The sequence below is a fragment of the Burkholderia sp. SRS-W-2-2016 genome, assembly GCF_001931485.1.
Taxonomy (GTDB): domain Bacteria; phylum Pseudomonadota; class Gammaproteobacteria; order Burkholderiales; family Burkholderiaceae; genus Paraburkholderia.
The window spans coordinates 381,082-406,553 of record NZ_MSDV01000019.1; the positions used below are offsets into that span (position 1 = coordinate 381,082).

A 25,472-nucleotide genomic window follows, 5' to 3' on the forward strand; every position below is an offset into this window, starting at 1 on the left:
GACGGTAGCGACGAAAACGCGATCAGGACTGGCAGAGCTCAGGAAACGACAGGCGGGGCGCGCGGGCGTCCCGACGGGAACGCGCCGAGCGGCGTGAAGCGGGTGGACAGCGTGGGCGGCACGGTGCCGGTCAGCGGCAGCGCGGCGGGCGGCGCGATGGCGGCGAACGTCGGCATGGCGACGTGATGCTGGAGCAGATTGCAGTAGCCGCAAGCGCCGAATGCATCGTCGTGGCTCAGATGCACGGGCGCGGGATTCGTGGGGGTAGTGACGCTGGCGAGGGTCGCGCTGTTTGCGTCGAGCGCGCCGGCCGGATGATGCGTCGAGCAGAGCGGCGCAAGCAACGCCTGTGCGCGACTTGCTTCGAGCAACTGACTAACGAGCGGCGCGCACACGACCAGCCACATGGCGACGAGGCCAAGCCAGGCAGTCAGGCGGTTGCGGGAGCGTGCAGTCATGATGGTCGAAAGAGAGACGGGGGCGATTCTAGCATCGCCGCGCGCTGACGTCTGCGTGGCCGGCACTACGTCCGCATGACCTGGATGTGATACAGCCCCCACGGCGACAGTTCGAAGCGATCCTTCAGCGGCTTTGCCGCGAGTTCCGGAATACGGTCCGCGTCGAAGATCGCCCATAACGGTCCGAGGCCGCCGAGCGGCAGCGGCTTGCCGTCCATCTGCGTCGCGACGATGAAGCGATAGCCGCGGATTTTGTCGAGCGTCGCCATTACCGCGTAGCCGTCGACCGCGTGCATCACGATCTGCGTACTGTCGCCAGTGGGGGCGCCGGCATGTGCGAGCACGTCGGTGAGCAGCGGACCGCTGAATTTGTGCGGATGTGCATCGTATTCGATCGTCGGCTCGATCGTGACGGTTTTCATGCCGGCGAGCAGCGGCAGATCGATTCCATAGGCTTCGGAGAATTTGATCTGGTGCCTGGCCATCAACTGGTCGAAGGATGGATTGAGCGCGCCGCGATTGCTGCGCGCGATCGCGCCGGAGATAGTGAGGATAACTGGGGAAGGGGCGCACGTTGTGGCGTGCTCATGTTCGCGCTTTGCGGCAAAGGCGGGCGAGGCCGCCGCGCCCAGTGCCGCTGCGCGGGTCAGGAACTGGCGTTTGTTCATTGTGTTTTTCTCCCGGTGGCGTCGTTGGTGGCGCGGGCTGGAACTCTCGCTCGCGCGCTTCTTATTGTCGAAGAATTGCCGCTTCGCGTGATACCGCTACGCATTATTTAACTGCGATCCGCTATTGCGTTCGTGCATGCGATTCAGATTGAAGCTGGCATGTTTTTGCGGATCTTCGCAGATTGATGACGAAGCGAGAGATCGCGCAACGGGCAACGACAAGAGAAACGCCGCGCGACCGATAAGCAGATCCGATAGCTTTACAAAGCCTTTCCATTGCCGCGTGCGCGAGTTCCGCTTTTACAATAAGCGCGGCGAGCCTTTACAAAGCAACGCAGCGCAGTGCAACCCGGAGACAACACGATGCCACACACGACCACCCCCGGTTCATCGACACACGAGGCACAGCAATGAGCGAACTCACGCGGATTGCGTTGATCGGTTTCGGCGAAGCCGGCGGCCTCCTCGGCGCGGGACTCGCCGCGCAGCGCGTGCAGGTCGCGATGTTCGATCTGCGACGCGACGTGTTGCGCGAGAAGGCGAACGCGGCAGGCGTGCGGGTCGCCGACACGTTGCAAAGCGCGCTCGAGCACGCACAGCTCGTGATCTCCGCGGTGCCCGCCGATGCCGATTTCGAAGTCGCGCAGGCCGCCGCGCGCCACCTGCAGCCGCAGCAGATCTATCTCGACATCAATTCGGTTTCGCCTGCCACCAAGCAGCACGCGCAGGCATGCATCGAAGCGGCCGGTGCTCAGTACGTCGAAGCAGCGGTGATGGCGCCGGTGCCGCCATACGGTCTCGCGGTGCCGATGCTGCTCGGCGGCGCGAGTGCCGCGCACCTCGCGCCGCGGTTGAATGCGCTCGGCTTCAACTCGCGCGCGGTGTCGGAAAAGATCGGCGTCGCGTCGGCGGCGAAGATGTGCCGCAGCGTGATGATCAAGGGCATCGAAGCATTGACCGTCGAATGTCTGCGCGCCGCGCGGCACTACGATGCGGAATCGATCGTGCTCGAATCGCTGGCGGAAACCTTCGGCAAGATGCGCGGCGATGCGGGCGTGCCCGGCTATCTGGTCAGCCGCGTCGCCGAGCATGGCCGCCGGCGCGCGGCGGAAATGCGCGAGGTATCGCAGACGCTGCGCGAAGCGGGCGTCACGCCGTTCATGAGCGACGCGTGCGCGCGCTTGCAGGACAGCGTCGTCGATGCGATGGAGGCGGGCGGTATCGATTACGGCACGCTGGCCACGCCGTTCGACTGGCAGTCGTTTTTCGACAGCCTGCCGAAGCCGCAGCCGTAACCACTGCCGCGACCGGACAAACAGAAATAGTTAAGCGAACTGATTAACATCAGCGGCTAGCCCGCACCGATGCTGACCGTGCGCGTCACATCGACGACCGACAACCGGATCGCATCGATCAACGCGCGCGCGGCCGGGGACGGTGTGCCGGCCGCACGCATCGTCAGGCCGATATCGCGCCGGGTGTTGTGCAGCGGCACGTTGAGCACCACCAGTTGGCCGGAGCGGATTTCGTGGTGCAGTTGCTGCGCGGACAGCGCGGCGGCCATATCGGTGCCGAGCAGCAGCCCGCGAATCACCGCGAGGTCGGCGGTCTCGACGGTCGGCAGCGGCGGCTTGACCTTCAGCCGCTTGAATTGCGCTTCGAACAGCGCGCGTGCCGGCGCATGACTGCGCGGCAAAATCCATTGCGCGTCGCGCAGTCCCATGACGGTCAGATCGGCAATCTGCGTGAGCGGATGATCGCGACGCACCAGCACCACCATGTCTTCCGACATCAGCCGCTCGTTCTTCAGGCCGCTCGTCGCATCGTTGTCGCGCAGCGCGCCGAGAATGAAGTCGATGTCGCCCGCGCGCAAACCGGCGACCAGCGTTTCGTACGAGCTTTCGTCGGTGACCACGCGCACGCCGGGGTTCTCGGAGGTCATCCGCGCAATCGCTTTCGGCAGGATCAGCGTGCGGCCGAGCGGCAATGCGCCGACCGTCACCGAGCCCTGAATCTTGCCGTGCAGCGCGGCGATATCGTCGGGCACGTGACGCAGTTCGTTCAGCGCGCGGCGCACGTGCAGCAGAAAGGTTTCGCCCTCGGCGGTCAGCAGAATGCCGCGCGGGCTGCGATGAAACAGGCTCAAACCCGAGCCGCTTTCGAGCACGCGAATCGCGGTGCTGACCGCCGGCTGGCTGATGCCGAAGGTTTTCGCCGCGCTCGGCATATGCCGGTGCCGCGCGAGCGCGGCGAACAGTTGCAGGCGTCGCGTGTTCAGCAGATAGGCGGGCAGCGTGCCTTCGGCAACGGGACGGCGCCGCGTCTGCCGAGCCGCGCACCACTGCGCGAGTTCTTCGAGTTCCGCGAAGATGCGCTCGCAGCGATGCAGCACCGCGCGGCCGACCGGCGTCGGCAGCATCCCCGATGGACCGCGATCGAACAGCGGCTCGCCGAGCGCGAGTTCGAGTTCCTGCACCGAACGCGTGACCGCCGATTGCGCGCGAAACAGCGCGGCGGCCGCGCGCGTCGCGCTGCCCATGTCGGCGACGAGCCGGAACGCGCGCAGATGCGCGAGATTGAGCAGGTCTTTGCTGGTGATCGACAGCGGCGCCTTGGCGGGCGGCTGACCGCTTTCGGTCGAAATGATCTCGTCTGTCATGCGGCGTCCGCGATCAGATGCAACGACGGCAGCGACAGATTCAGGCTTTCCTTCGAGATATGCGTGTGTTCCTTCATCAATGCATCGACGCGCGCGCCTTCGCCTTTTTTCAGCGCATCGACGATCGCATGATGCTGGCGATGCGCGTAACCGAGCATCATGAATTGACGCTCGCGCGCGGCTTCGTCGAATGCGATCGTGAACGGCGAGACGAACGGCACCTTGTCGTTCAGACTGAGCGCGGCGCTCACTGCCGCATTCTGCGCGGCGTCGACGATCAGCGCGTGGAAGCGGCCGTTCATCTGCGCGTAGCGCACGTCGTCGCCAGGGCTTAACTGCTTTTGCGCGAAGATCTCGTCGCCTTCGCGCAGACAGTCGTCGAGCGCGGCCGCGAGCGCCGGGCTCACGCCGCGTTCGGCCACCGAGCGGGCGGCCAGTCCTTCGAGTACGCCGCGCACGTCGATTGCATTGAGCACGTCGCGCACGCTGAAGCGGCGCACCACGTAACCGCGCGAGCCCGAGCGGTCGAGCAGTCCTTCCGACGACAGCACGCTCAGCGCATAACGCAGCGGCGTGCGCGACACGCCGAGCCATTGCGCGAGTTGCGCTTCGACGAGCCGCTGACCGGGCGACAGTTCGCCCGCAAGAATTCTTTCGCGTAAGGACTGGACAATCGCCTGCTGGGTCGTCTCGTTCATTGTGGTATCACTCTTCGGAAGCACCGAAGTATAGCCACGTGCGCAACGCTGCACCAAGACTAAAAAACCGCGTTGCGAGTTGTTTTCCGGGCCATCTATTTTATTTATCGAGGAGCGCCGCCGGCGGGTCCCGCAAGAAGCCCGCCGGGTGGGCTTGGGATACCGAGCGGGCCATGCGGAGCGGGGCTCGCGGCGCCATCGCCGGTGTCGTGAAGCGCCCGTTTGCGGGGTTTTCACCGATTAACCGGGCGTTCGCTGAGGTTTACCCGGACTACCGGTATCGAGGCACAATTCCTATCTTTGTATCCCAACACGGTTGCGCCGGCTCGCGCCGCGAAGCCGCCGACCTATCCGATTGGCAAGCAGCACGAAGTGACGAAAGAGAGCGAAATATGGCAAGGATCATTGGTGGTATCGGCACCTCCCACGTACCCACGATCGGGTTGGCGTACGACAAGGGCAAGCAGAACGAGCCGGCTTGGGCGCCGCTGTTCAAGGGCTATGAGCCGGTCGCGAAGTGGCTCGACGAGCACAAGCCCGACGTGATGGTGATGTTCTACAACGACCACGCGAACAGCTTCTTCTTCGACTGCTATCCGACTTTCGCGCTCGGCGTGTCGGCCAATCACGAATTCGCCGACGAAGGCGCGGGCAAGCGTCCGCTGCCGGATATCGCCGGCCATCCGGATCTGGCGATTCATATCGTCGAGCAACTGGTCGCCGACGAATTCGACCTGACCGTGTTCCAGGATCGACCGCTCGATCACGGCTGTAATTCGCCGCTGTCGCTGATGCTGCCGCATGAAGGCGGCTGGCCGATGTCGCTGGTGCCGCTCGAAGTGAACGTGCTGCAATATCCGCTGCCTACCGCGAACCGCTGCTACCGGCTCGGCCAGGCGCTGCGTCGCGCGATCGAATCGTTCGAGCAGGACCTGAAGGTCGTGGTGGTCGGCACGGGCGGGCTGTCGCACCAGGTGCACGGCGAGCGCAGCGGCTTCAATAACACCGACTGGGACATGGAGTTCCTCGACCTGATCGTCAATGATCCTGAACGTCTGGCCGCGATGAAGCACGTCGACTACGTGCGTCTCGGCGGCGCGGAAAGCGTCGAAACGATCATGTGGCTGGCGATGCGCGGCGCGCTCGGCGGCAAGGTGCGCGAACTGCACCGCAATTACTATCTCGCGACCAGCACCGCGATGGCCGTGACGCTTTACGAAGAAGAGGTCGCTTGATGAATCCGCAACTGGTTGGCATCGAAGAACTGACGGGTACTTATCCGTTCGATATTCGCCAGAGCATGAAGGCGATGCGTATGAACCGCTTTTTCTGGCAGATGCGCGAAGCGTCGGCACGCGCGCTGTGGCTCAAAAACCGCACCGCCGCTTATGACGCGGCCGGCCTGACGGCCGAGGAACGCGCGCTGGTCGATAACACCGACTGGATCGGCATGATTCGTTATGGCGTGTGTTTCTTCGTGTTGGAGAAGTTTGCGCGGGTCGTGAAGATCACCAATCTCGGCGTGTACGCGAGCATGCGCGGCGAAACGCTCGAAGCGTTTCTGAAGACGCGTAAGGTGCCGGACGCTGTGTAAGCATTGCAAGCGGTGATGCCTGCCGGTCGGTCCGGCAAGCGTCGTTCCGCAAGTTGTTTCGCAACACCAGGCAAAAGCCGGGCTAGAGCTAGCCCGGCTTTTTTTCGTCTGGAGAACGGCAATTGAGCGGGAATTGAGAGGGAATTGCAGCGGCAATTGCAGTGTCGATTCGACAAGCGCGGCGCAACGCCATACAGTCTGCAACGTGATTCCCCGGCCACGCGCCATCCCGGCGCGGCGGGTCAACCGCAGGAGAACGCATCATGGCAGCAGAGAAAGTCGCACTCGTCACCGCCGCGGGCAAGGGCATGGGCGCGGCGATCGCGCGGGAACTGGCGGCCAATGGCTACCGGCTCGCGCTGATGTCGCCGTCCGGCAGTGCCGCGCAACTCGCCGCCGAACTCGGCGGTTTCGGCGTCACCGGTTCGGTGACCGAGCCGGCCGATATCGACCGCTTCGTGCAGGATACGTTGCACAAATTCGGCCGCATCGACGCGGTCGTCAATAACACCGGCCATCCGCCGAAGGGCGATCTGCTCGCGCTCGACGACGAACAGTGGCACGCCGGGCTCGACCTGATCGTGCTGAACGTCGCGCGCGTGTTGCGTCGCGTGACGCCCGCGTTTCTTGCACAGGGCGGCGGCGCGGTGGTGAACATTTCGAGTTTCGCGGCCGATGCGCCGGAGCAGACGATGCCGGTGTCGTCGGCACTGCGCGCCGCGTTGAGTTCTTTTACGCGGCTGTATGCGGACCGCTACGCGAAGGACAACATCCGGATCAATTCGGTGCTGCCGGGCTTTATCGATAGCTGGCCGGAAACGCCGGAGATCGTCGCGCGTATTCCGGTCGGGCGTTTCGGCAAGACGCAGGAGATCGCCAGAACGGTCGCGTTTCTGTTGTCGGACGGGGCCGGCTATATCACCGGGCAGAACATTCGGGTCGACGGCGGGATTGTGCGGGCGCTGTGAGTGCGGGGAGATGCCGCTCTCGCGTCCAGCGGAATCGGGGCGTTCCGCTATTCGGTTTGAATAAGCGCTTTCCACTGCGGAGTGGATGTCGTCGAATTGAAATAAAACTTTCGAAACTTAACGGCCTCGCGTTGGTACCGCCATTCGTGCGAGTCGCCGTGCTTTCGCATGAGCAGAGAACGGGCGGTTGCGCAATAGGGAAACCCGAGTTGCCGGTCGGCGCGATGCAAACCCGGCGCTCGCGAAGGCCGCTTGCGCAGCGTGCCGTCCGGCGCCAAACGAATCCGCGTTCAGCCGCCCTCGGACCGGCCGGGCCGCAAGCGCGAGACCGGCAAATTCGACTCTCAGGGTTTGTCCGGGCGCGGGTTCGGCACGGCACTGTCAGCCGTGCGCTACACCGCTCTTTTAAAAAGAAAAAATAATGCTGGTGTCTGAGGAATGTGCTAGAAATAACCATTGCACGCGCACGAGAATTAGCCGCACGGGGCAAGTAAATTTTTCGGCTTTCACAACTCTTAATTCGGCCGCGAGGTGGATCATGAGAACAAAAACGTTCTTGGGGATCGGGGTGGCGACAGTCGCCTCGGCGCTGACGCTCCAGGCGTATCCGGCATGGGCCGACGGACCCGAAGCCGCTTATGCGTCCGAAGACGAGGTGCCGGCCGGCTCGCTCGGTGCAAACGAATACCAGGTCAACGCCGACGGCATGAAGGAAGATCCGAAAGCGAAGATGTCGGATGTGGCGCGCGCGTATCGCAATGGTTATCTGAATCGCGGCAAACAGGATCAGGCCGATTATCAGGCGATGATCGACTCGCGTAATCACGGTCAGCGGCAACCCGCGAAAACCGACGTCGCGCGGGTGGACGTGCCGCCGCTGCCGGCCGGCGTGCCGGAAGACGACAACTCGAAATACACGAGTATTCCGCCGCAGCCGCGCCAGTACGCGCAGCGCCAGGTACCGCAACAGCCCGTGCAGCAACCGCCGCAACAGCGCTATCAGCAGGCTTACCAGCAGCCGCAATACGCGCAGCCGGCCATGCCGATGCAATATCAGCAGGCGCCGGCTTACGCGCAGATGCAGCCGCAAATGCAACCGCAGATGCAGCCGATGTACGCGGACAATCAGCCGATGTACGTGCGCCAGGACTATGCGCCGCCGCCGGTGCAGTACGTGCCGGTTTACCCGCCGCAGGCGCAATACGATGAAATGCCGGTGGTCGAAACGGTGATGCAGCCGGTGGCGCCGGTCGCGTATCAGGTTTACCGGCCGCCGGTTTATTGGGCGCAGCCGCATATGTATGCATACCGGGCGCCGGTCGTCGGTTATCGCGTATGGCGTTGAACTGCCGGGCGGTCGCCGCGCATTAAATAGCGGCCGCCGTAATGAAGCCCCGCCGATTTATTGATCGATAAAAGTACTCAGCCCGGTACGACTGCACCGGGCTGAGTACTTTGCATGAACCGTTTCCGGTTGAGAAGAATGGCGGCGCGTTAGCGCGCTTTTTTAATGGCCACTGCCGCCGCGCGTGCGCACGTTCAAGCGGTTGTGTACGCGTCTGACGCCGCGCACCGAACGGGCGGCATTGGTCGCGCGTTGTACCTGCGAGCGATGCGGTACCCAGCCGGTCAAGGTCACAGTGGCCTGGTGCGACTGTACGTGAATGCCGCTCGCCGGCAGATTCGGCGTGCGGTTGAGCGCGCGGCGTACTTCGCGCACGAGTTCGGCATCGGAGCGGTTTCGAAACGAAGATGTCGCGACCGCTGGATTCGCCGCGCTCGCATCGGGCGGCGGGCCGCCACTGGGTTGCGCATTCGCATAGCCTGCCGCGCCCATTGCGATGGCGGCTGCGGCAATCGCAGCGATGATTCTCGCGCCGTGTATTCTCACCTGACCTCCTGTAGCGGTTGTTGGACGCTGCGAGCGGACGCCGACGTCAGCGCGTCATGCCGCGCATGCGCTCGACGTGATCGTCGAGCCGGGCGACCGAATCGGCGAGAAACTTGGCGCGCGCGTCGAGATGGAACACCGCGAGGGTTACCACCAGAATCACGATCGCCGCCGGAATCACCACCGCCGCCAGCCACTCGGGCCGGATGCCGCCGGCCGCGCCGCAGATCGAGTCGGCCGGGAAATTCGCCGCAGCCATGCCAGTGTAGTGCATGCCGCTGATCGCGACGCCCATGATCAGCGCGGTGGCGATGCGTTTGGGCGTCACGTACTTGCGCTCCGCGGTCCGCATGCGCAGCGTGTAGGCGCTCCACAGCGCGGCGGTCGACGCGGCAATCGCGATCACGATCGATGCGGCCAGCAGCGCCCGGTCGTAGTGAATCGCGGGCGTCATCAGCATCGCGGCCATGCCGACGTAATGCATGCTGGCGATGCCCAGACCCATCAGCACGCCGCCGGCGAACAGCCGAAGGACGCCGAGGCGTTTGCGCGTGACGATCTGCAACGCGAACCACGATACCCATATTGCAATGAGCAGCGAGTAGAGCGTGATGCGCAGATCGTAGCCGATGGGAATGTTCAGCGAGAACGACAGCATGCCGATGAAGTGCATCGACCAGATGCCGACGCCCATCGCCAATGCGCCGCCGGCAAGCCAGAGCTGGCGCGTTCGCGCATAAGCGAGCAGGGAGATCCGGTCGGCGAGATCGAGTGCGGTGTAGGAGGCGAGAGTCGCAATCAGCAGAGAGACCGCGACCAACCACAGGTTATAGGTACTTTGCATAGTCGATGGCTTTGAGCGCTTGTTTAGTGATTATTTTCAGCCGCACGGCTTTCCGCTGCTAACCACGCTTATCGGAAATCCGGTCCTGCATACCGCATTGGCCTATGCGGGTGGGGGTTGACCACGTGCTGTTTTTCTCGCGCCGAACTGTAATGAAAGTCCGGGCTCGCGGCGACGGCTCGGCAGTAAGGCGCGCGACGAAAGCCCGTCCCCGGGGCGCTTCGGACGCCGTGTCGTGCCGCATCGTAGCCGCTAACTGGTTCGCGAAAAAAGTACTGTCGAGTGTAATACAGCCCGGTCGAATGTTAATTGACGAATTCAGGCATTAAAAAGGCTTTTTTTAGAGTAATGCCGCATGCATTCGAAAACATGCGGAAAGATGTTAGTCGTTGCTTAAAAGAATTCTTCTGGTCTATTGCGATTCGGATACGATGACGCTTCTCTTCGTTTTTCGTCGAGCCAGGGCTCAAGCTCCCCGATGTAATTGCGGTTAACCGCCGAAGGACTTCCATGCATTCGAATCTCTCTATTCGCGACGGCGATGCCGCCGAGTTGGCCAGACTCGGTCAATTATTGGTCAAGGTGTACGCCGCGTTGCCCGGGTTTCCGAAACCCGGGGAGCAGCCGGCCTATTACGATCTGCTGGCTAATATCGCCCGCTTTGCCGACAAGCCGGGGGCGCGGGTGCTGGTCGCGCTTTCGGGAGAAGGTGAAGTGGTTGGCGGTGTCGTCTACTTTGCCGATATGGCGCACTACGGCTCGGGCGGGACGGCGACCACGCTGAAGAATGCATCCGGTATTCGCCTGCTCGGCGTCGATCCCGAGTGCCGGGGCAAAGGAGTGGGTAAGGCGCTGACGCTCGCCTGCATCGAACTGGCCCGTCAAGGCGCGCACGCGGAGGTCATTTTGCATACGACCAAAGCGATGCCGGAGGCGTGGGCGATGTATGAACGGCTGGGTTTCGTGCGCTCGGAGGAGCTGGACTTTCTGCAGCAGGAGATGACGGTGTTTGGGTTCAGGTTGAAGCTGACTGATGGGGCCGCTGCGGTTCGATAGCGAGGGCGGTGCGGGTGCGGGCTGGCGAGCGTGCTCGGATGATCGATCGCGCGTTGCAGGTCGATTAGCAGGAATACCGCGGCGGGAGGCGGGAGGGCGGAGCGCATGGGGTGAGTGAATCGGAGCGAGCGAACGGTGGGAAGACTGTACCCCATGAAGCTGTCGTCGCTGCGCTGGAAGAATTCCGGCCAGCACGGGCAAACCCGCGATAGCCATCCTGAGAGCCTGTATGATGGCGGGCTCGCATCCGGACCGGCCCCGCGCCAAAGCCGCGTCGCCCGGACGCAACGATCCATTCACGATGACCCAGAGGAAGACCGCCATGACGGCTGCAACGCAATTCGACCAGGTTTCCGTTGTCAAACGAGCCAATGTGTACTTCGACGGCAAGTGCGTGTCGCACACCGTGCTGTTCGCCGACGGCACGCGCAAGACGCTCGGCGTGATCCTGCCGGCCACGCTCAACTTCGGCACCGACGCGCCGGAACTGATGGAAGTGCAGGCAGGCCAGTGCCGCATCCGCCTCGACGGCAGCGACGAATGGAAAACCTACGGCGCGGGCGAGTCGTTCTCGGTGCCGGGCAAGAGCCGCTTCGATATCGAAGTGGTCGAAACGCTGGACTACGTTTGCAGCTATCTGTAAGCGTCTGAAATAGAGCACGTGCGGTGGTGTCGATGCCGCCGGCACGTGCCTTTCGATTCTATTTGCCTCGCTATTGCAGGCTTCACCGGTCTTTCGAAAACGCCGGATTTTCCGTAACGATAGTCAGCAGGAAATCCATCACCGCTCTGACCTGAGGCGAACGGCGCAGGTCACGATGAACCGCGATCCAGATATCTCGCGAAAACGGCGCGCTGTCGCAGGCGACACGCTGTAGCTTTACGTCGCTATCGCCGAGAAAACAGGGAAGACCCGCCACGCCGGCGCCTGCCAGGGCTGCCGCGAGATGTCCGTTGATATCGTTAATTTCGCAAGCGATGGATCTTCCTTTTACCGCGCTCAACAACCACTTTTGCTGAGGTATCTCCGCAAATCGGTAGTCGTAGGTGATGAATTCCCATGCGGACGGATTGTGCAGATGGGGATAATCGCGGCTCGCATAGAAGTCGAACGGCATGCGGCCGAGTTTGCGCACCACGCTCGTTGCTTCTTCGGGCCGAACCAGCCTCAGCACGATATCGGCCTCGCGCCGGCTGAGGGACACCTGACGTGCCTCTCCTGAAACGGACAACTGTATGCCGGGGTGGGCGCGGCGGAACTCGGCCAGATGCTTTCCCAGAAAATTGGCGACCATCACCGGCGGCGCACTCAGCGCGACCTTGCCGCTCAGTGGGGAACGGCTGGCATCCAGAAACCGTTCGACCGCGTAGGCATTTTCTTCCATTCCCTGGGCCAGTTCGAACACGCGCTGGCCAACGGGCGTGAGTTTGCAGGCTCGCGGAAGGCGTTCGATCAGCCGGGCGTCGATCTCCTCCTCGAACGCGCTCAACCGCCGGCTTACCGTCGCGTGATCGACGCTCAAGCTGCGCGCCGCGCCTGATAGCGTGCCGATCCGGGCTACAGCCAGAAAATGGCGGGCATTCTCCCAATCGAACATCTGTGCGTTTTCTCAAGGTGGGGTTGCGGTTATACGGAATATTCGCACAAAGATGTTACGCCTAATATCGGAGGCTACTTCAATCGAGAGGGCGTTTCCGGATGAGTACTTCCATGAGCCGCGAGCAACGCGGCACTCTGGTTGCGGCAGGATTGGGATTCGTTGTCGTTCTGCTTGATGTCAGCGCGGTCAACGTCGCGCTCGACGCATTGCGATACCGCTTCGCCACGGATATCTCGGGCCTTCAATGGGTGATCAACGCCTACACGCTGGCCTTCGCATCGCTACTGCTTACGACCGGGACGTTGGGCGACCGCTTCGGAGCGAAGCGCATTTTCGCTATCGGCTTCGTGGTCTTCACGCTGGCATCGATTGCGTGCGGGTTGGCCAACACCTTGTCGTGGCTGGTGGCCGCACGGGTTATCCAGGGCATTGGCGCGGCACTGCTGGTGCCGAACTCGCTGGCAATGTTGCGCCAGGCGTTTCCGGATACGGAACAGAGGAATCGTGCCGTGGGCTGGTGGGGCGCATTAGGGGGAATTGCGCTTGCGGCGGGGCCAGTGCTGGGCGGCTTGCTCGTCACGCAGGTCGGCTGGCGGAGCATTTTTCTGATCAATCTTCCGATCGGCGTTGCAGGCGTGGTTCTCGCTATCCGCTATGCGGCAGCGGCTGTCTCGACGCGCGGCCGGGGTATTGATTTTCCGGGACAACTGACGGCTGTTTTCGCGTTGATCGGTCTGACCGTAGCTCTTACCGAAGCGGCCCAGCTTGGCTGGCATCATCCACTGGTATATGGCGGGCTGCTTCTCTCAATGGCTTTCACGATGCTGTTCCTATGGCTGGAGTCGTATAGCGCCGATCCGATGTTGCCGTTGCAGCTATTCCGGACGGCGACCTTTTCGACCGCGACCGTGGCCGGCGTCATTGTCAACTTTGCCTATTACGGTTTGATCTTTGTTTTTAGTCTTTTCTTCCAGCAGGAGCAGCAGTTGTCCGCCCAGCAAACCGGGTTCGCATTTCTGCCGATGACGGTTGTTTTGATGGGCGTAAATATCGTGGCGAGCCGCTTGCTCGGACGACTGGGCGCGAAGCGGCTCATGATCGCCGGCATGTTGATCGCCGCGTTGGGTTATCTGCTGTTATTGCCGGTCAGTGTCAACGGTTCTTACTGGAAGCTGGTTGTCCCGATGCTGATCGCCGCAAGCGGCATTGCCGTGATAGTACCGACCATGACGAATGTGACGCTGTCGTCAGTGGACAGCTCCCGTTCGGGGATCGCGGCGGGAATCCTTAATTCCGCAAGACAGATCGGCGGACTGCTAGGGGTGGCCGTGTTCGGGTATCTGGTGCGCGATAGCCGCCCTGACGCATTTTTGCGTGGCATGCATTTATCACTGACGATCGCGGCGACGACTCTGTTGTGTGGCGCAGTAATGTGTTTGTATGGAATTGCGGTGCAGAGGCAAGTCACCAATGAGGCGAACTGCAAGGCCCTGGGTTCCGGCAGTTAGGCTCGTTGGCCGACGCCGCCGCTCACAGACTTTGCAACAACAACACGCACGCATTCGCGAGCGCATGCGTGAGCCAGGTCGTCACCACCGGCCGCCCATTGCGTTTCGCTTCGACGATGAACACCGTTGCCAGCACCACCGCGCCCAATAGAATCGGCGCGACCGCGCGATCGGTGTAGCCGTGCAACAGCGTGAACAACGCAATCGATCCAAACCCGGCAACGCGCCAGGACAACCTGCAAACACGGTTGATCAGCCGGATCGGCAACCATTGCCCGATCAGCGTTTCGACGAACGGCATCACCACGACGATAACCAGCACACGCACCTGAAGCGATTGATGCGCGAGCGGTTTGTCGTGTGCGGGCGGCGCGCCCAATAACGCGTATTCGGCGAGGACCAGCACGATTTGCCCGAAAAACATCACGGCCGCGCCGCCGATGATCAACGCCGGGCGTGGCACGTCGGACCAGCTTCGTTTCGTCAAAACGGAAAGCGCGGGCAAGGGGGGCTCCGTGGGCAAATGGCACGATCCAGCCAAAACGCGATCATTCGCGGCAAGCGGCAAGCGGCGATAAAACTAACGCCGCCTATTCAGCCCCTTCAGCCCCTTCAGCCACGATCTGTTCGATCGCCTGCACGAATTGCTCGACCGGCTGCCCGCCCGTTACCAGAAAGCGCCGGTTGAAAATGATCGACGGCACCGACTGCAAACCCATTTCCTGATTGTTCTTTTCGGCTTCGCGAACCTCGTCGCCATACAGGCCGCTCGTCAGTACCTCGCGCGCTTCATTGCCGTCGAGACCGACCGACTGCGCCGCCTCGACCAGCACGTCGTGCCTGCTCGGGTCCTTGCCGTCCGAGTGATACGCGCGCAGCAGCGCGAGTTTCAGCGGCAATTGCGGACCCTTGAGGCCGGCCCAATGCAGCAGGCGGTGCGCATCGAAGGTGTTGTAAGTGCGCGTGCGCGGACCGAAATCGAAGCCGACGCTCGCGCCGCGTTCGCGGATCATCGCCTGCGTTTCGGCGATCTGCTCGGGCGTGCGGCCGTATTTCTTGCCCAGATATTCGACGATGTCCTCGCCCTCGGGTCCCATCTCCGGATTCAGTTCGAACGGATGCACGGCGATCTGCGCATCGACGCTATCCTGCAGCCGCGCGAGCGCGAGCTGTAGCGAGGACAGGCCGATCGCGCACCACGGGCACGCGATGTCGGAGACGAAATCGATGGTGAGCTGCTGTTTCATGGCGGTCCCTGACGAAATTGAAATGCGTCGCGCCCGGCTGATCCGGGCGCGACGAATAGCGGTAGCGTAGCGTGAATCGTGGCCCCGTGCAGAGCGCGCGAATTGGAGCGCAAGACCCGGAGTGTTTCCGCGCTGCCGTGCTCGTACACTGGAGTCTGTTTACACGTTACCCATGGAAAGCACAGGCGACGCTCCCGGCCGCCCGTCGAACCGACGATGATCTCACACCACCGCGCAACCGCCGCGCTCGCCCCCGCACCGGAGACCGGCCAACGCACCGAACAGCCCATCGACCAACGTGTCGACGCACTCGACTGGCGGCAGATCGAGCACGACCTCGACCAGTATGGCTGCTCGGCCGTGCCGCAATTGCTGACGTCGAGCGAATGCGACGCACTGACCGCCCTCTATTCACGCGACGACCTGTACCGCAGCCGCATCGTGATGGCGCGCCACGGCTTCGGGCAAGGCGAATACAAGTACTTTGCGTATCCGCTGCCGTCGCTGATCGGCACATTGCGCGGCGCGTTTTATCCGCATCTCGTGCCGGTCGCGAACCGCTGGAATCGCGCGATGGCGATCGACGTGCGATATCCGCCGGATCACGAAGATTTCATCCGCCGCTGCCACGATGCGGGCCAATTGCGGCCGACTCCGCTGATCCTGCAATACGGCGAGGGCGACTATAACTGCCTGCATCAGGACCTCTACGGCGAGCACGTGTTTCCGCTGCAGATCGCGATCCTGCTGTCGGAGCCGGGCCGCGACTTCACCGGCGGCGAGTTCGTGATGACCGAGCAGCGTCCGCGCATGCAGTCGCGCGCCGAAGTCGTACCGCTCGCGAAGGGCGACGCGGTGGTTTTCACCGTCAACAGCCGGCCGGTGCAGGGCACGCGCGGCCCGTATCGGGTGAATCTGCGCCACGGGGTGAGCCGTTTGCGTTCCGGTCACCGGCACACGGTGGGCATCATCTTCCACGACGCGCAGTGACGCCAATGGCGATGGCGCAACGCCGCGCGCCGTGAGACGATTAAGCCCTTCATTCCAGCGATTTCCGCCGCGCGCGCGCTCCCTCCGATGGAAAACCTGCTCAAGAAACTCGATCTCACGTCGCTACGTCTGTTCGTCGCCGTTTGCCAGGAGCGCAATATCGCGCGGGCGGCGGAGCGCGAGTTCATCGCGTCGTCGGCGGTGAGCCGGCGTATCGCGGAGATCGAGGCGCTGATCGGGCTGCCGGTGATCCAGCGGCAATCGCGCGGCATCACCGTGACGCCGGTCGGCGAAACCGTGCTGCGTTACGCGCTCGCGATCCTCGGCAACATCGAGCAGATGAGCGCGGAGTTGTCGCGCTTTTCGTCGGGCGTCAAAGGGCGCGTTCGGGTGGTCGCGAATCTGTCGTCGATCGTGCAGTTTCTGCCGGAGGACGTGGCCGCATTCGGCCGCGTGTATCCGGATGTATCGATCGAACTCGAAGAAGAAAACAGCTCGGACGTACTGCGGCTCGTTACCGAACACGGCGCGGACTTCGGTATCTGCAATCCGGTCGCGGGCAGCGAGGCATTCGAGCAGATTCCGTATCGGCAGGACCGGCTCGCGGTGCTGGTGCCGGGCGCTCACCGGCTCGCGGGCGCGACGCGCGCCGGTTTCGACGAACTGCTCAACGACAGCTTCGTCGGCCTGCGCAGCGAAAGCGCGCTGACGCGCCTGCTCACGCAGCAGGCGGCGGCAGCGGGGCGGCAACTCGACGTGCGTATTCGCGTGAGCAGTCTCGACGCGCTGTGCCGGATGGTGCATGCGGGACTCGGCATCGCGGTCGTGCCCGAGCAGATCGGACTGCTCTATGTGAATACGCTCGACGTGCGGCTGCTTTCGTTGAGCGATGCGTGGGCCGAGCGGCATCTGATCATGATCTTCAACGCGCGCGAGCAGTTGAGCGCGAGCGCCGCCGCGCTGGTCGCGTTTCTCGGCAATCTGCCCGGCAAGCAGTCCTGAGCGGGCCGAGGCCTCGCGAAACGAGACGGCAGCGTTGCTGCACCGGCACTTCGGCATCGACCTTGCGCGCCGTATAGTGAGCGCAAGGAGAATGCATCGATGAGCGATACGATTCGTTTGGACGGCCGCGTGCTGTACCTTTCACAAGACCCGGCGGTGATCGAAGCGCAACTGGCCGGCCAGAATTTCACGCGTGAGAGCGCGGGGCCGTTGCGCGATAACGTGTCGACGGACGAGATCACGCCCGTGACCGTGATGCTGACCTACGACGAACGCCTCGGCCAGTATCCGTACGTCGGCTTCAAGGCCGGCGAGCGCATGCCGATCGGCCGCAACGCGGTGAAGGACGGCGGTTTTCGCGTGACGGTGGCGGGCAAGCGTTACGGCAAGGGCTCGTCGCGCGAATCGAGTCCGCTCGCGGAACTGTCGGCGGGCATCCGGCTGATCGTCGCGGAGAGCTTCGAGCGTATCTATCAGCAGAATTGCGACAACATCGGCATTCTGACCACGACCGATTTCTCGGTGCTCGATCGCCTTCTGGCCGGCGAAGACGTACCGATCGACGAATTCCTCAAAGGCCGCGACGCGCTCACCCAGCAGATCATCCGCAGCGGCGGTCTGCTCGCATATAGCCGTTTCGCGGACTGGCCCGCGCCGGGCACGCAGCGCGCCGCGCACACGAATGCCGATGCAGATTCCGGAGCGAATACCGCGCCGAAGACGCTGGTCGAGAAGATCATCGACCGTCATCTGCATCCCGGTATCGCGAGCGCCGAGCGCGGCGACGGCGTGTTTATCGCCGCCGACTGGCGCTTCAGCCACGACTATTTCACCGGCATGTGCGCGCATCTGATGCATCGCGCGTTCGGCAAGCCCGCGCCGTTGCATGCGCCGGATCACATCATCGCGTTCCAGGATCATCTGGTGCTCGCGCCGCAAAGTATTCCGCACGTGCGCGACGGCCTGCTGCCGGGTGTCGCGAATCTGATGGAAGGGCACACGTCGTTCTCGCGCGACTATCCGGTGCGCTCGCACGGCGCGCTCGACGGCCTGCCCGGTTCCGAGGGTATCTGTCACGCGCTGATGGCCGAGCAGTACGCGCTGCCGGGTCAGGTCGCGTGTGGGACCGATTCGCATACGCCGCATTCGGGCGCGCTCGGCTGCCTCGCGTTCGGCGCGGGCGCGACCGAAATCGCCAATAGCTGGGTCACCGGCTACGTGCGTTGCAAGGTGCCGGAGACGCTGCGCATCGAGATCGACGGCCATCTGCGCGATGGCGTCACCGCGAAGGACGTGGTGCTGCATCTGCTGCAAATGGATGCGATCCGCTCGGGCGGCGCGATCGGGCTGGTGTTCGAGTACGGCGGCGCGGCGGTGCGCGCGATGTCGATCGACGAGCGCGCGACGCTGACCAACATGGTCGCCGAACTGGGCGGCTTTACCGGCATCGTCGAGCCGGACGAGCGCACGGTCGCGTTCCTGAAGGAGCGGCGCGGCATCGATTTCGCGCTTGAAAGCTGGATGAAAAGCGATGCGGGCGCGAGCTATCGCGACACCATTCGCATCGACGCGACGCAGATCGAACCGATGCTCGCGCGTCCGGGTGACCCCGGCAACGGCGTGCCGGCGCCGCGGCTCGACGAGGACGTCGCGATCGATATCGCGTACGGCGGCTCGTGCACCGCGGGCAAACGCGAGGACTTCGATTTCTATCACGAGGTGCTGCGCTGGGGTGTCGAGCGCGGTATCCGGGTGCCGGACGGTACGCGTCTGTATCTGCAATTCGGCACGATGGCGGTGCGCGAGTACTGCGAGCAGCAGGGCTATCTGCCGGTGTTCGAACGCGCGGGTGTGACGCTCGTGATGCCGGGTTGCGGCTCGTGCGCGAACTGCGGACCGGGTCAGTCGGCCAACGACAACGACGTGACGATCAGCGCGATCAACCGCAATTTCCCGGGCCGTTCGGGGCCGGGCGACGTGTGGCTCGCGAGTCCGTTCACGGTCGCGGCGAGCGCGCTGGCCGGAAAAATCACCACCTTCGAACAATTGAAGCGCGCGCACGGCTAGAATGCTGGCCGGATTCCGGCCGGGCAGTTTCGTAGTGCGTGCGACGCGCGATGAGCCGCAAGGCCGGCAGAGAACCGGCTGCGGCGAACCATGTTGTTTTGCATGGGACAGCGTTGCATGAGACCGGAGTAAGTGCGATTGCGTGGGACCGGAGTAGGTGCTAAAGCACCAACTCCCGATCGACATGCTGAAGCACCGGCTCCGATCGGCAGCTTCGACAAAGGAGACAAACACAATGGCACCCCCAGATCACGCGGCGTCCGTCGCGCGCAGCGGCGGCAACGCGGCGCGCACCACCGGCGCGTCCACTCACTCAGCCACGATGACCGACGCCGCCGCACTCGGCGCCGGCAGCATTTCCGCGCGCCTCGACCGCTTGCCCGCGACGCGTTCGATCTGGAAGCTGGTCGTGCTGCTGAGCCTCGGCTTCTTCTTCGAACTCTACGATCTGCTGTACTCCGGCTATGTCGCGCCGGGCCTCGTGAAAAGCGGCATCCTGACCGCGACCACGCATGGTCTGTTCGGCTCGACCGGTGTCGCGAGCTTTATCGCCGCGCTGTTCAGCGGCCTCTTTATCGGCACGATTGCGTGCGGCTTTCTCGCCGATCGTTTCGGACGCCGCGCGGTCTTCACGTATTCGTTGCTGTGGTACACCGCCGCGAACGTCGTGATGGCCTTTCAGGAAACCGCGACGGGCCTTAATTTCTGGCGCTTTGTCGCCGGTGTCGGGATCGGCGTCGAGCTGGTGACGATCGGCACATATATCTCCGAACTGGTACCGAAACAGATTCGCGGCCGCGCGTTCGCGTGCGAGCAGGCAGTCGGTTTCACCGCGGTGCCGGTGGTCGCGTTTCTTTCTTATCTGCTCGTGCCGCGCACGCTGTTCGGTCTCGACGGCTGGCGCTGGGTCGTGCTGATCGGTGCGCACGGCGCGCTGTTCGTGTGGTGGATTCGCCGCGCGTTGCCGGAAAGCCCGCGTTGGCTCGCGCAGCAGGGCCGGCTGGACGACGCCGATCGCGTGATGTGCGAGCTCGAAGCCAAAGTGCGCCGCGAATACGGCCGCGAATTGCCGCCGCCCGCGGCGCCGGTACCGGTCGCGCCGCGCGGCAGTTTCCGCGACATGTGGGTGCCGCCGTATCGCAGCCGCACGCTGATGATGACGATCTTCAACATCTTCCAGACGGTCGGCTTTTACGGCTTCGCGAACTGGGTGCCGACGCTGCTGATCAAGCAGGGCATCACGATCACGACGAGCCTGATGTATTCGAGCGTGATCGCATTGGCCGCGCCGATCGGTCCGATCATCGGGCTCTTTATCGGCGACCGCTTCGAACGCAAGACGGTGATCGTCGTGATGGCCGGTGTGAACGTGGTGTGCGGGCTGTGGTTCAGCCAGGCGTCGGGCGCGGTGCTGCTGGTGAGTCTCGGCGTATGTCTGACGCTGGCCGGCAACATTATTTCGTACAGCTACCATGCGTATCAGACCGAGCTTTTCCCGACCAGCATCCGCGCGCGGGCAGTGGGCTTCGTCTATTCGTGGAGCCGCTTTTCCGCGATTTTCACCGCGTTCATGATCGCCGCGGTGTTGCGCAACTTCGGCACGACCGGCGTGTTCGTGTTTATCGCGGGCGCGATGATGATCGTGATGCTGGCGATCGGCTTGATGGGGCCGCGCACGAAAGGGCTCGAATTGGAGAGGATTTCCAAATAACGAGCGGCGGGCGTGACGGCGACCGGGGTCTGCTTGCCTGACGTAGGTAAGCAGACCTTATAACCAGCGCCAGATACCGGCGGCCCATCCGGCGAGCGGCATATGCGCCCACGTCGCGACGAGCCACACCACCACGCCGCCCGCCTGCGTGTGCATCCCGAAGCCGCCCAGCCGCGCCCGGCCGGCGGCGATCGCCGCGAACGGCAGATAACTCGTCTTCGCCTCCCATGCGGGCCACAACTCCGGTTGCAGTTGCTGCTTCTTGCGGTCCTGCAACGCCGCGCCGGCCAGCGCGAGGACGATGATCGCGCCCGCGAGCACGATGTTCCGGGAGGTCGGCAGCACGGCGATATGACAGAAGCCCCATAGCGCGAACGCCCACATCATCGGGTGACGGGTGATCGCGAACACGCCGTGCGCCGTGTCGGGCAATGCGGCGGGGCGGCCGCCGCTCGGCAACGCCGGGTTGCGGATCAGCGAACCCATCAACAGGATCGACGCGAGCAACATCAGCACGGTCGCCACTGCCCAGAGCGCGTCACCGACCGCCCATAGCGGCGCGGATACCGGCGCCCGGCGGAACGCCATCACCATCCAGCCGAACGTCAGGATCGCAATCAGCGAATAAACACCCTGGAAGCCCCGTTCGCCGATCGCGCGGACCACGCCCGCGCGCAGCGGATGGGACAGAAGAAAGTGGCTGCCGACAAAGGCGATTGCCGCCACGATGAGTGCGTCGATGCTTCCCATTAGCTTGGCTCCTGGAGTGAGATCGTCGTCGATGGGGTGCTGGGGAGAATACTACTTTGGGGGGCGCGGCGACTGCGCAAGGCGACTCTGGACGGCGAAAAGTGACTCGAATCCCCGTTTTTCGTAGACCCCGCGTCCGGCGAATCGAATAAGTACCTGCCCTCTGCCGTCACCGTCTGTCGTATCACGACAATTCTGCCGTTTGCATTGCATTCTTGCCCGGAGCGCCTATAACGCTGCATAAATAACTCTGTCCGTACTCAAGGGAGAGGGTCATGTTCGCAATCGTGAGAGGCTTTCGGTTCCTTTGGCTAGTCCTTGTGCTCCTGTGTATTCCGCGCATCCTCTATGCACAGGTAGCGCGTATGGAAGTCATTCCATTCGAGTCAATGACGCTGACAGACGAGGCGTTTCTCGCCGGAAGCGAAGACGGCAAGCACGTGACGATAGCCGGTGAATTGCGGCTGCCTCGACCTGGAACCGACAGACTGCCCGCCGTCATACTGCTGCACCCGTCCGGGGGTATTGGCGGCCAGGTCGCGGACTGGGAGCAGTGGTTTCTGTCGTTGGGCGTTGCCACTTTCGTTGTCGATAGTTTCACGGGTCGAGGCATAGCAACCACAATCAATGACCAGAGTCAGCTTGGAAGACTCGCCCAGATAGAAGACGCGTATCGCGCGCTCAGCCTTATTTCCAAACATTCTCGTGTCGACCCCAGCCGCGTGATGCTGATGGGATTTTCTCGTGGTGGGCAAGGCACGCTCTATGCGAGCATGATCCGCTTCCAGAAAGCGCATGCGGATGCGGCCACGCCAGGATTCGCAGCCTATGTTCCGCTGTACCCAGACTGCAGTGCTCACTACCTGGACGACGATAACGTCTCGAAGGTGCCTATTCGCATATTCCATGGAAGCGCAGACAACTACGACCCAATTGCACCGTGCAAGGCCTATGTAGAACGGCTGAAGGCCAAGGGGGCGGACGTCGAGCTTACCGAGTTTGCCGGGGTCAATCATATTTTCGATGCGCGCGCTTTCGCACGTCCAACTCCGCTTCCAAAGGCGCAAACCGTACGCAACTGTGCATGGGAAGAACGCAGTGCGGGGCAATTGCTTAACGTCAAAAGCAATCTGCCGTTCTCCTATGCGGACCCTTGCGTCGAACGAGGCGTGATAATCGGGTACGACGAGAACGCGACGGAGCAAACGAAGAAGGCAATTGCCAATCTGGTTGCCACTACGCTCAAGCCGGCCCCGGCACGTGCCCCGTAATTCTGGCCAGACCAGCGGAAATAGCATTGCATCAAACGGCCCGCGCCGTTCGTGTGGCCCGCGCAGAAGTAGTAGGCACGACGCGGCCTTTACTCGGGGCGAAGGAGCGGGACCAGCATCAAAACAACTGCTTCTGCCCCGACATCAGCGTCGTGAAATCGTCGCGCAACAGCGGCAGAATCGCATCGGCGACCGGCTGTAATTGCTTGCTCAGATAGTGCTCGTAGTCGATCGCCGAGCGCAGTGTTTCGAGCGGCTCGGGTCCGGCGACCGTGATCACGTAGCTGATCCAGCCGCCGTTCTGATATTGCAGCGGCCGTCCCTGCTTGCGATTGAAGTCGTCGGCGACGCGCGCCGCGCGCACGTGCGGCGGCACGTTGCGCTCGTACGCGTCGAGCGGCCGCCGGACCTGCTTGCGATAGACGAGCCGGTCGTCGAGCCGGCCGGCGAGCGTATCGCGCACATAGTCGCGCACGTAATCCTGATACGGCTGCTGCCGGAAGATGCGCCCGTATAGCTCCTGCTGGAATTGCTGCGCGAGCGGCGTCCAGTCGGTGCGGACGGTTTCGAGTCCCTTGTAGACGACGTCCTCGCTGCCGTCCGGCAACACGGTGAGACCCGCGTAGCGCTTCTTGCTGCCTTCCTCGGTGCCGCGCACCGTCGGCATGAAAAAGCGCCGGTAGTGCCGCTCGAATTGCAATTCGAGCGCGCTTTCAAGGCCGAAACGCGTTTGCAGTTTGTCCCGCCACGCCGCGTTGATATGCTCGACGAGCGCGCGGCCGATGCGCGCGGCGTCGGCCTCGTCATGCGCATGCTTGAGCCACACGAAGGTCGAATCGGTGTCGCCGTAGATCACCTGGTAGCCTTGCGCTTCGATCAGCTCGCGCGTCGTATGCATGATCTCGTGGCCGCGCATCGTGATCGACGACGCGAGGCGCGGATCGAAGAAACGGCAGCCGGTCGAGCCGAGCACGCCGTAGAACGCGTTCATGATGATTTTCAGCGCTTGCGACAGCGGCTTGTTGTGCTCACGCTTGGCCGCTTCGCGCCCTTGCCACACCTGCGCGACGATCGACGGCAGACAGTGGCGCGTGCGCGAGAAGCGCGCGCCGAGAAAGCCGGGCACCGAGTGCTCGTCGTCCGGATGCAGCATTCCTTCGACCAGGCCGAGCGGATCGATCAGGAACGTGCGGATGATCGACGGATACAGGCTCTTGTAGTCGAGCACCAGCACCGAATCGTAGAGGCCGGGACGCGAATCCATCACGAAGCCGCCGGGGCTCGCGGCGCCGGCGACGTCGCCGAGATTCGGCGCGACATAACCTTGCCGATGCATGCGCGGCATGTACAGATGCGTGAACGCGGCGACCGAACCGCCGCTGCGATCGGCGGGCAATCCGGTGACGGTCGCGCGTTCGAGCAGGAAGCGCAGCAACTCGGTCTTCGCGAAGATGCGCGTGACGAGTTCGCAGTCCTTCAGGTTGTAGCGCGCGAGTTCGGGCTTGTCTTCGTCGAAGCGGCGCTGGATTTCGTCCATGCGCTGATACGGATTGTCGATCGCCTTGCCTTCGCCGAGCACCGAACGCGACACGTATTCCAGGCTGAACGACGGAAAGCTCCATGTTGCCGAGCGCAGCGCCTCGATCCCGTCGATGATCAGCCGGCCCGCCGCGCCCGCGAAAAAGTGGTTGCGCGTGACGCCGTGCTCGCGCCATTCCATCACCGCGCCGCCACGGCCGATCCGCAACGGTACGCGGTACTGCTCGGCATGCTGCTGCAATACTTTCAGATCGAACTGCACCAGATTCCAGCCGATGATCGCATCCGGATCATGCCGCTCCATCCACGCGATGAATTTTTCCAGCAGTTCGGCGCGGGTTTCGCAGTACTCGAGCTTGAAATCGAGGTCGCCGGCTTCGGCGTTCGGCGGGCCGAGCATATAGACCTGGCGTTCGCCGCAGCCTTCGAGCGCGATCGAATACAACTCGGCGTGTGCGCTGGTTTCGATATCGAGCGAAACCAGCTTCAGCGGCGGCCGATAGTCGTTGGCCGGTTTCAGTTCGCTATTCAGTAGCGGGCCATTCTGTTGCGGCTCGCCGCCGAAGTACACCGGCGCCGTGATGAAGCGCTCCATCATGTAGCGCTCGGGCGGCTGGACGTCGGCTTCGTAGACGTCGACACCGCCTTCCCGCAGGCGTTTTTCGTAGCCCTTTAGCTGGCGATATTGCGGGCAGTAGAGGCCCATCACCGGGCGATGCTGGAAGTCGCGCAGGTCGAGAGAACGCAGATCGAGCGGGGCGTCGCGGCGCAGGATCGTTTCCGCGCGCTCGCGATGTTCGGCGGGGACGAACGCAACCGACGGCTGGGGGCGCAGACGGATGTGGCGCGGCCCGCTGTCCGTGGCCAGCCAGAATTCGATTTCGGTGCCGGCGGGGGTGTCCCGCCAATGTCGGGTCAGAATGAAACCCTGCTCAAACTCAGTCAACTTG

Annotated in this window: 24 protein-coding genes; 13 read left to right on the forward strand and 11 right to left on the reverse strand. The window is 63.1% G+C overall.

Annotation, left to right across the window (positions count from 1 at the left end):
* Positions 1-38: 38 nt before the first annotated feature.
* Together BTH42_RS08100 and BTH42_RS08105 are read right to left on the reverse strand one after the other, a co-directional pair.
* Entirely contained in the window at positions 39-458 is a 420-nt protein-coding gene (locus tag BTH42_RS08100) for a DUF2946 domain-containing protein (protein ID WP_075297669.1), read from the reverse strand.
* A 65-nt stretch (positions 459-523) separates the two neighbouring features.
* Positions 524-1,126, reverse strand: a complete 603-nt coding sequence (locus tag BTH42_RS08105) for a molybdopterin-dependent oxidoreductase (RefSeq protein WP_075297671.1) — start codon at positions 1,124-1,126, stop codon at positions 524-526.
* 410 nt (positions 1,127-1,536) lie between these two features.
* Here BTH42_RS08105 and BTH42_RS08110 point away from each other — a divergent pair, with 410 nt between their 5' ends.
* Complete coding sequence (locus BTH42_RS08110) at positions 1,537-2,421, forward strand: NAD(P)-dependent oxidoreductase (protein WP_075297673.1); 885 nt, start codon at positions 1,537-1,539, stop codon at positions 2,419-2,421.
* A 56-nt stretch (positions 2,422-2,477) separates the two neighbouring features.
* Here BTH42_RS08110 and BTH42_RS08115 read toward each other — a convergent pair whose 3' ends face one another.
* The gene (locus BTH42_RS08115) at positions 2,478-3,785 is read right to left on the reverse strand and encodes a LysR substrate-binding domain-containing protein (RefSeq protein ID WP_178392134.1); all 1,308 of its coding nucleotides are present in this window, start codon (positions 3,783-3,785) and stop codon (positions 2,478-2,480) included.
* On the reverse strand, positions 3,782-4,483 hold the full coding sequence (locus tag BTH42_RS08120) for a GntR family transcriptional regulator (protein WP_075297675.1): 702 nt from the start codon (positions 4,481-4,483) through the stop codon (positions 3,782-3,784). The genes BTH42_RS08115 and BTH42_RS08120 overlap by 4 nt, the downstream gene beginning before the upstream one ends.
* 392 nt (positions 4,484-4,875) lie before the next feature.
* Here BTH42_RS08120 and BTH42_RS08125 point away from each other — a divergent pair, with 392 nt between their 5' ends.
* From BTH42_RS08125 to BTH42_RS08140, 4 genes are all read left to right on the forward strand, one after another.
* Complete coding sequence (locus tag BTH42_RS08125) at positions 4,876-5,718, forward strand: gallate dioxygenase (protein WP_075297677.1); 843 nt, start codon at positions 4,876-4,878, stop codon at positions 5,716-5,718.
* Positions 5,718-6,077 (forward strand): protocatechuate 3,4-dioxygenase, encoded by a 360-nt coding sequence (locus BTH42_RS08130; protein WP_075297679.1) that lies wholly within the window; start codon positions 5,718-5,720, stop codon positions 6,075-6,077. Before BTH42_RS08125 ends, BTH42_RS08130 begins: the two co-directional genes overlap by 1 nt.
* Before the next feature lie 263 nt (positions 6,078-6,340).
* Entirely contained in the window at positions 6,341-7,045 is a 705-nt protein-coding gene (locus BTH42_RS08135) for an SDR family oxidoreductase (RefSeq protein WP_075297681.1), read from the forward strand.
* 538 nt (positions 7,046-7,583) lie between these two features.
* Positions 7,584-8,390 (forward strand): hypothetical protein, encoded by an 807-nt coding sequence (locus BTH42_RS08140; protein ID WP_075297683.1) that lies wholly within the window; start codon positions 7,584-7,586, stop codon positions 8,388-8,390.
* Between the two features lie 162 nt (positions 8,391-8,552).
* Here the strand turns inward: BTH42_RS08140 and BTH42_RS08145 are convergent, their stop codons facing one another.
* Both BTH42_RS08145 and BTH42_RS08150 read right to left on the reverse strand, forming a co-directional pair.
* Complete coding sequence (locus tag BTH42_RS08145; protein WP_075297685.1) at positions 8,553-8,936, reverse strand: BON domain-containing protein; 384 nt, start codon at positions 8,934-8,936, stop codon at positions 8,553-8,555.
* A gap of 46 nt (positions 8,937-8,982) precedes the next feature.
* Entirely contained in the window at positions 8,983-9,780 is a 798-nt protein-coding gene (locus BTH42_RS08150) for an MHYT domain-containing protein (RefSeq protein WP_075297687.1), read from the reverse strand.
* A gap of 510 nt (positions 9,781-10,290) precedes the next feature.
* Here BTH42_RS08150 and BTH42_RS08155 point away from each other — a divergent pair.
* Together BTH42_RS08155 and BTH42_RS08160 are read left to right on the forward strand one after the other, a co-directional pair.
* Positions 10,291-10,836, forward strand: coding sequence for an N-acetyltransferase (locus BTH42_RS08155; RefSeq protein WP_075297689.1), 546 nt, complete (start codon positions 10,291-10,293; stop codon positions 10,834-10,836).
* A gap of 322 nt (positions 10,837-11,158) precedes the next feature.
* Positions 11,159-11,479, forward strand: a complete 321-nt coding sequence (locus BTH42_RS08160; RefSeq protein WP_075297886.1) for a pyrimidine/purine nucleoside phosphorylase — start codon at positions 11,159-11,161, stop codon at positions 11,477-11,479.
* Positions 11,480-11,561: 82 nt separating this feature from the next.
* Here the strand turns inward: BTH42_RS08160 and BTH42_RS08165 are convergent, their stop codons facing one another.
* Positions 11,562-12,434: a LysR family transcriptional regulator gene (locus BTH42_RS08165; RefSeq protein ID WP_075297691.1), complete on the reverse strand. Its 873-nt coding sequence runs from the start codon at positions 12,432-12,434 to the stop codon at positions 11,562-11,564.
* 113 nt (positions 12,435-12,547) lie between these two features.
* Here BTH42_RS08165 and BTH42_RS08170 point away from each other — a divergent pair, with 113 nt between their 5' ends.
* Complete coding sequence (locus BTH42_RS08170) at positions 12,548-13,945, forward strand: MFS transporter (protein ID WP_256701877.1); 1,398 nt, start codon at positions 12,548-12,550, stop codon at positions 13,943-13,945.
* 22 nt (positions 13,946-13,967) lie between these two features.
* On the opposite strand, the gene BTH42_RS08175 is transcribed toward BTH42_RS08170, so the two are convergent.
* A complete protein-coding gene (locus tag BTH42_RS08175; protein WP_075297695.1) occupies positions 13,968-14,450 on the reverse strand; it encodes a type II CAAX prenyl endopeptidase Rce1 family protein in 483 nt (160 codons plus the stop codon).
* An 85-nt stretch (positions 14,451-14,535) separates the two neighbouring features.
* Positions 14,536-15,192 (reverse strand): DsbA family oxidoreductase, encoded by a 657-nt coding sequence (locus tag BTH42_RS08180; RefSeq protein WP_075297697.1) that lies wholly within the window; start codon positions 15,190-15,192, stop codon positions 14,536-14,538.
* Between the two features lie 216 nt (positions 15,193-15,408).
* On the opposite strand from BTH42_RS08180, the gene BTH42_RS08185 reads away from it, so the two are divergent.
* The 4 genes from BTH42_RS08185 (at position 15,409) to BTH42_RS08200 (ending at position 20,962) form a co-directional block, all read left to right on the forward strand.
* Complete coding sequence (locus tag BTH42_RS08185) at positions 15,409-16,182, forward strand: 2OG-Fe(II) oxygenase (protein ID WP_256701878.1); 774 nt, start codon at positions 15,409-15,411, stop codon at positions 16,180-16,182.
* Positions 16,183-16,269: 87 nt separating this feature from the next.
* Positions 16,270-17,184, forward strand: coding sequence for a LysR family transcriptional regulator (locus BTH42_RS08190; protein ID WP_075297699.1), 915 nt, complete (start codon positions 16,270-16,272; stop codon positions 17,182-17,184).
* A 99-nt stretch (positions 17,185-17,283) separates the two neighbouring features.
* The gene (locus BTH42_RS08195; protein WP_075297701.1) at positions 17,284-19,251 is read left to right on the forward strand and encodes an aconitase family protein; all 1,968 of its coding nucleotides are present in this window, start codon (positions 17,284-17,286) and stop codon (positions 19,249-19,251) included.
* Between the two features lie 235 nt (positions 19,252-19,486).
* Positions 19,487-20,962, forward strand: a complete 1,476-nt coding sequence (locus BTH42_RS08200; protein WP_075297703.1) for an MFS transporter — start codon at positions 19,487-19,489, stop codon at positions 20,960-20,962.
* 57 nt (positions 20,963-21,019) lie between these two features.
* Here BTH42_RS08200 and BTH42_RS08205 read toward each other — a convergent pair whose 3' ends face one another.
* Complete coding sequence (locus BTH42_RS08205) at positions 21,020-21,712, reverse strand: NnrU family protein (RefSeq protein ID WP_075297705.1); 693 nt, start codon at positions 21,710-21,712, stop codon at positions 21,020-21,022.
* A 365-nt stretch (positions 21,713-22,077) separates the two neighbouring features.
* Between BTH42_RS08205 and BTH42_RS08210 the strand changes: the two genes are divergently transcribed.
* Positions 22,078-22,983, forward strand: coding sequence for a dienelactone hydrolase family protein (locus BTH42_RS08210; protein ID WP_256701880.1), 906 nt, complete (start codon positions 22,078-22,080; stop codon positions 22,981-22,983).
* A 118-nt stretch (positions 22,984-23,101) separates the two neighbouring features.
* On the opposite strand, the gene BTH42_RS08215 is transcribed toward BTH42_RS08210, so the two are convergent.
* Positions 23,102-25,468 carry a DNA polymerase II gene (locus BTH42_RS08215; RefSeq protein WP_075297709.1) on the reverse strand — a complete coding sequence of 789 codons (2,367 nt, stop codon included), beginning with the start codon at positions 25,466-25,468 and terminating at the stop codon, positions 23,102-23,104.
* Between the last annotated feature and the right edge of the window lie 4 nt (positions 25,469-25,472).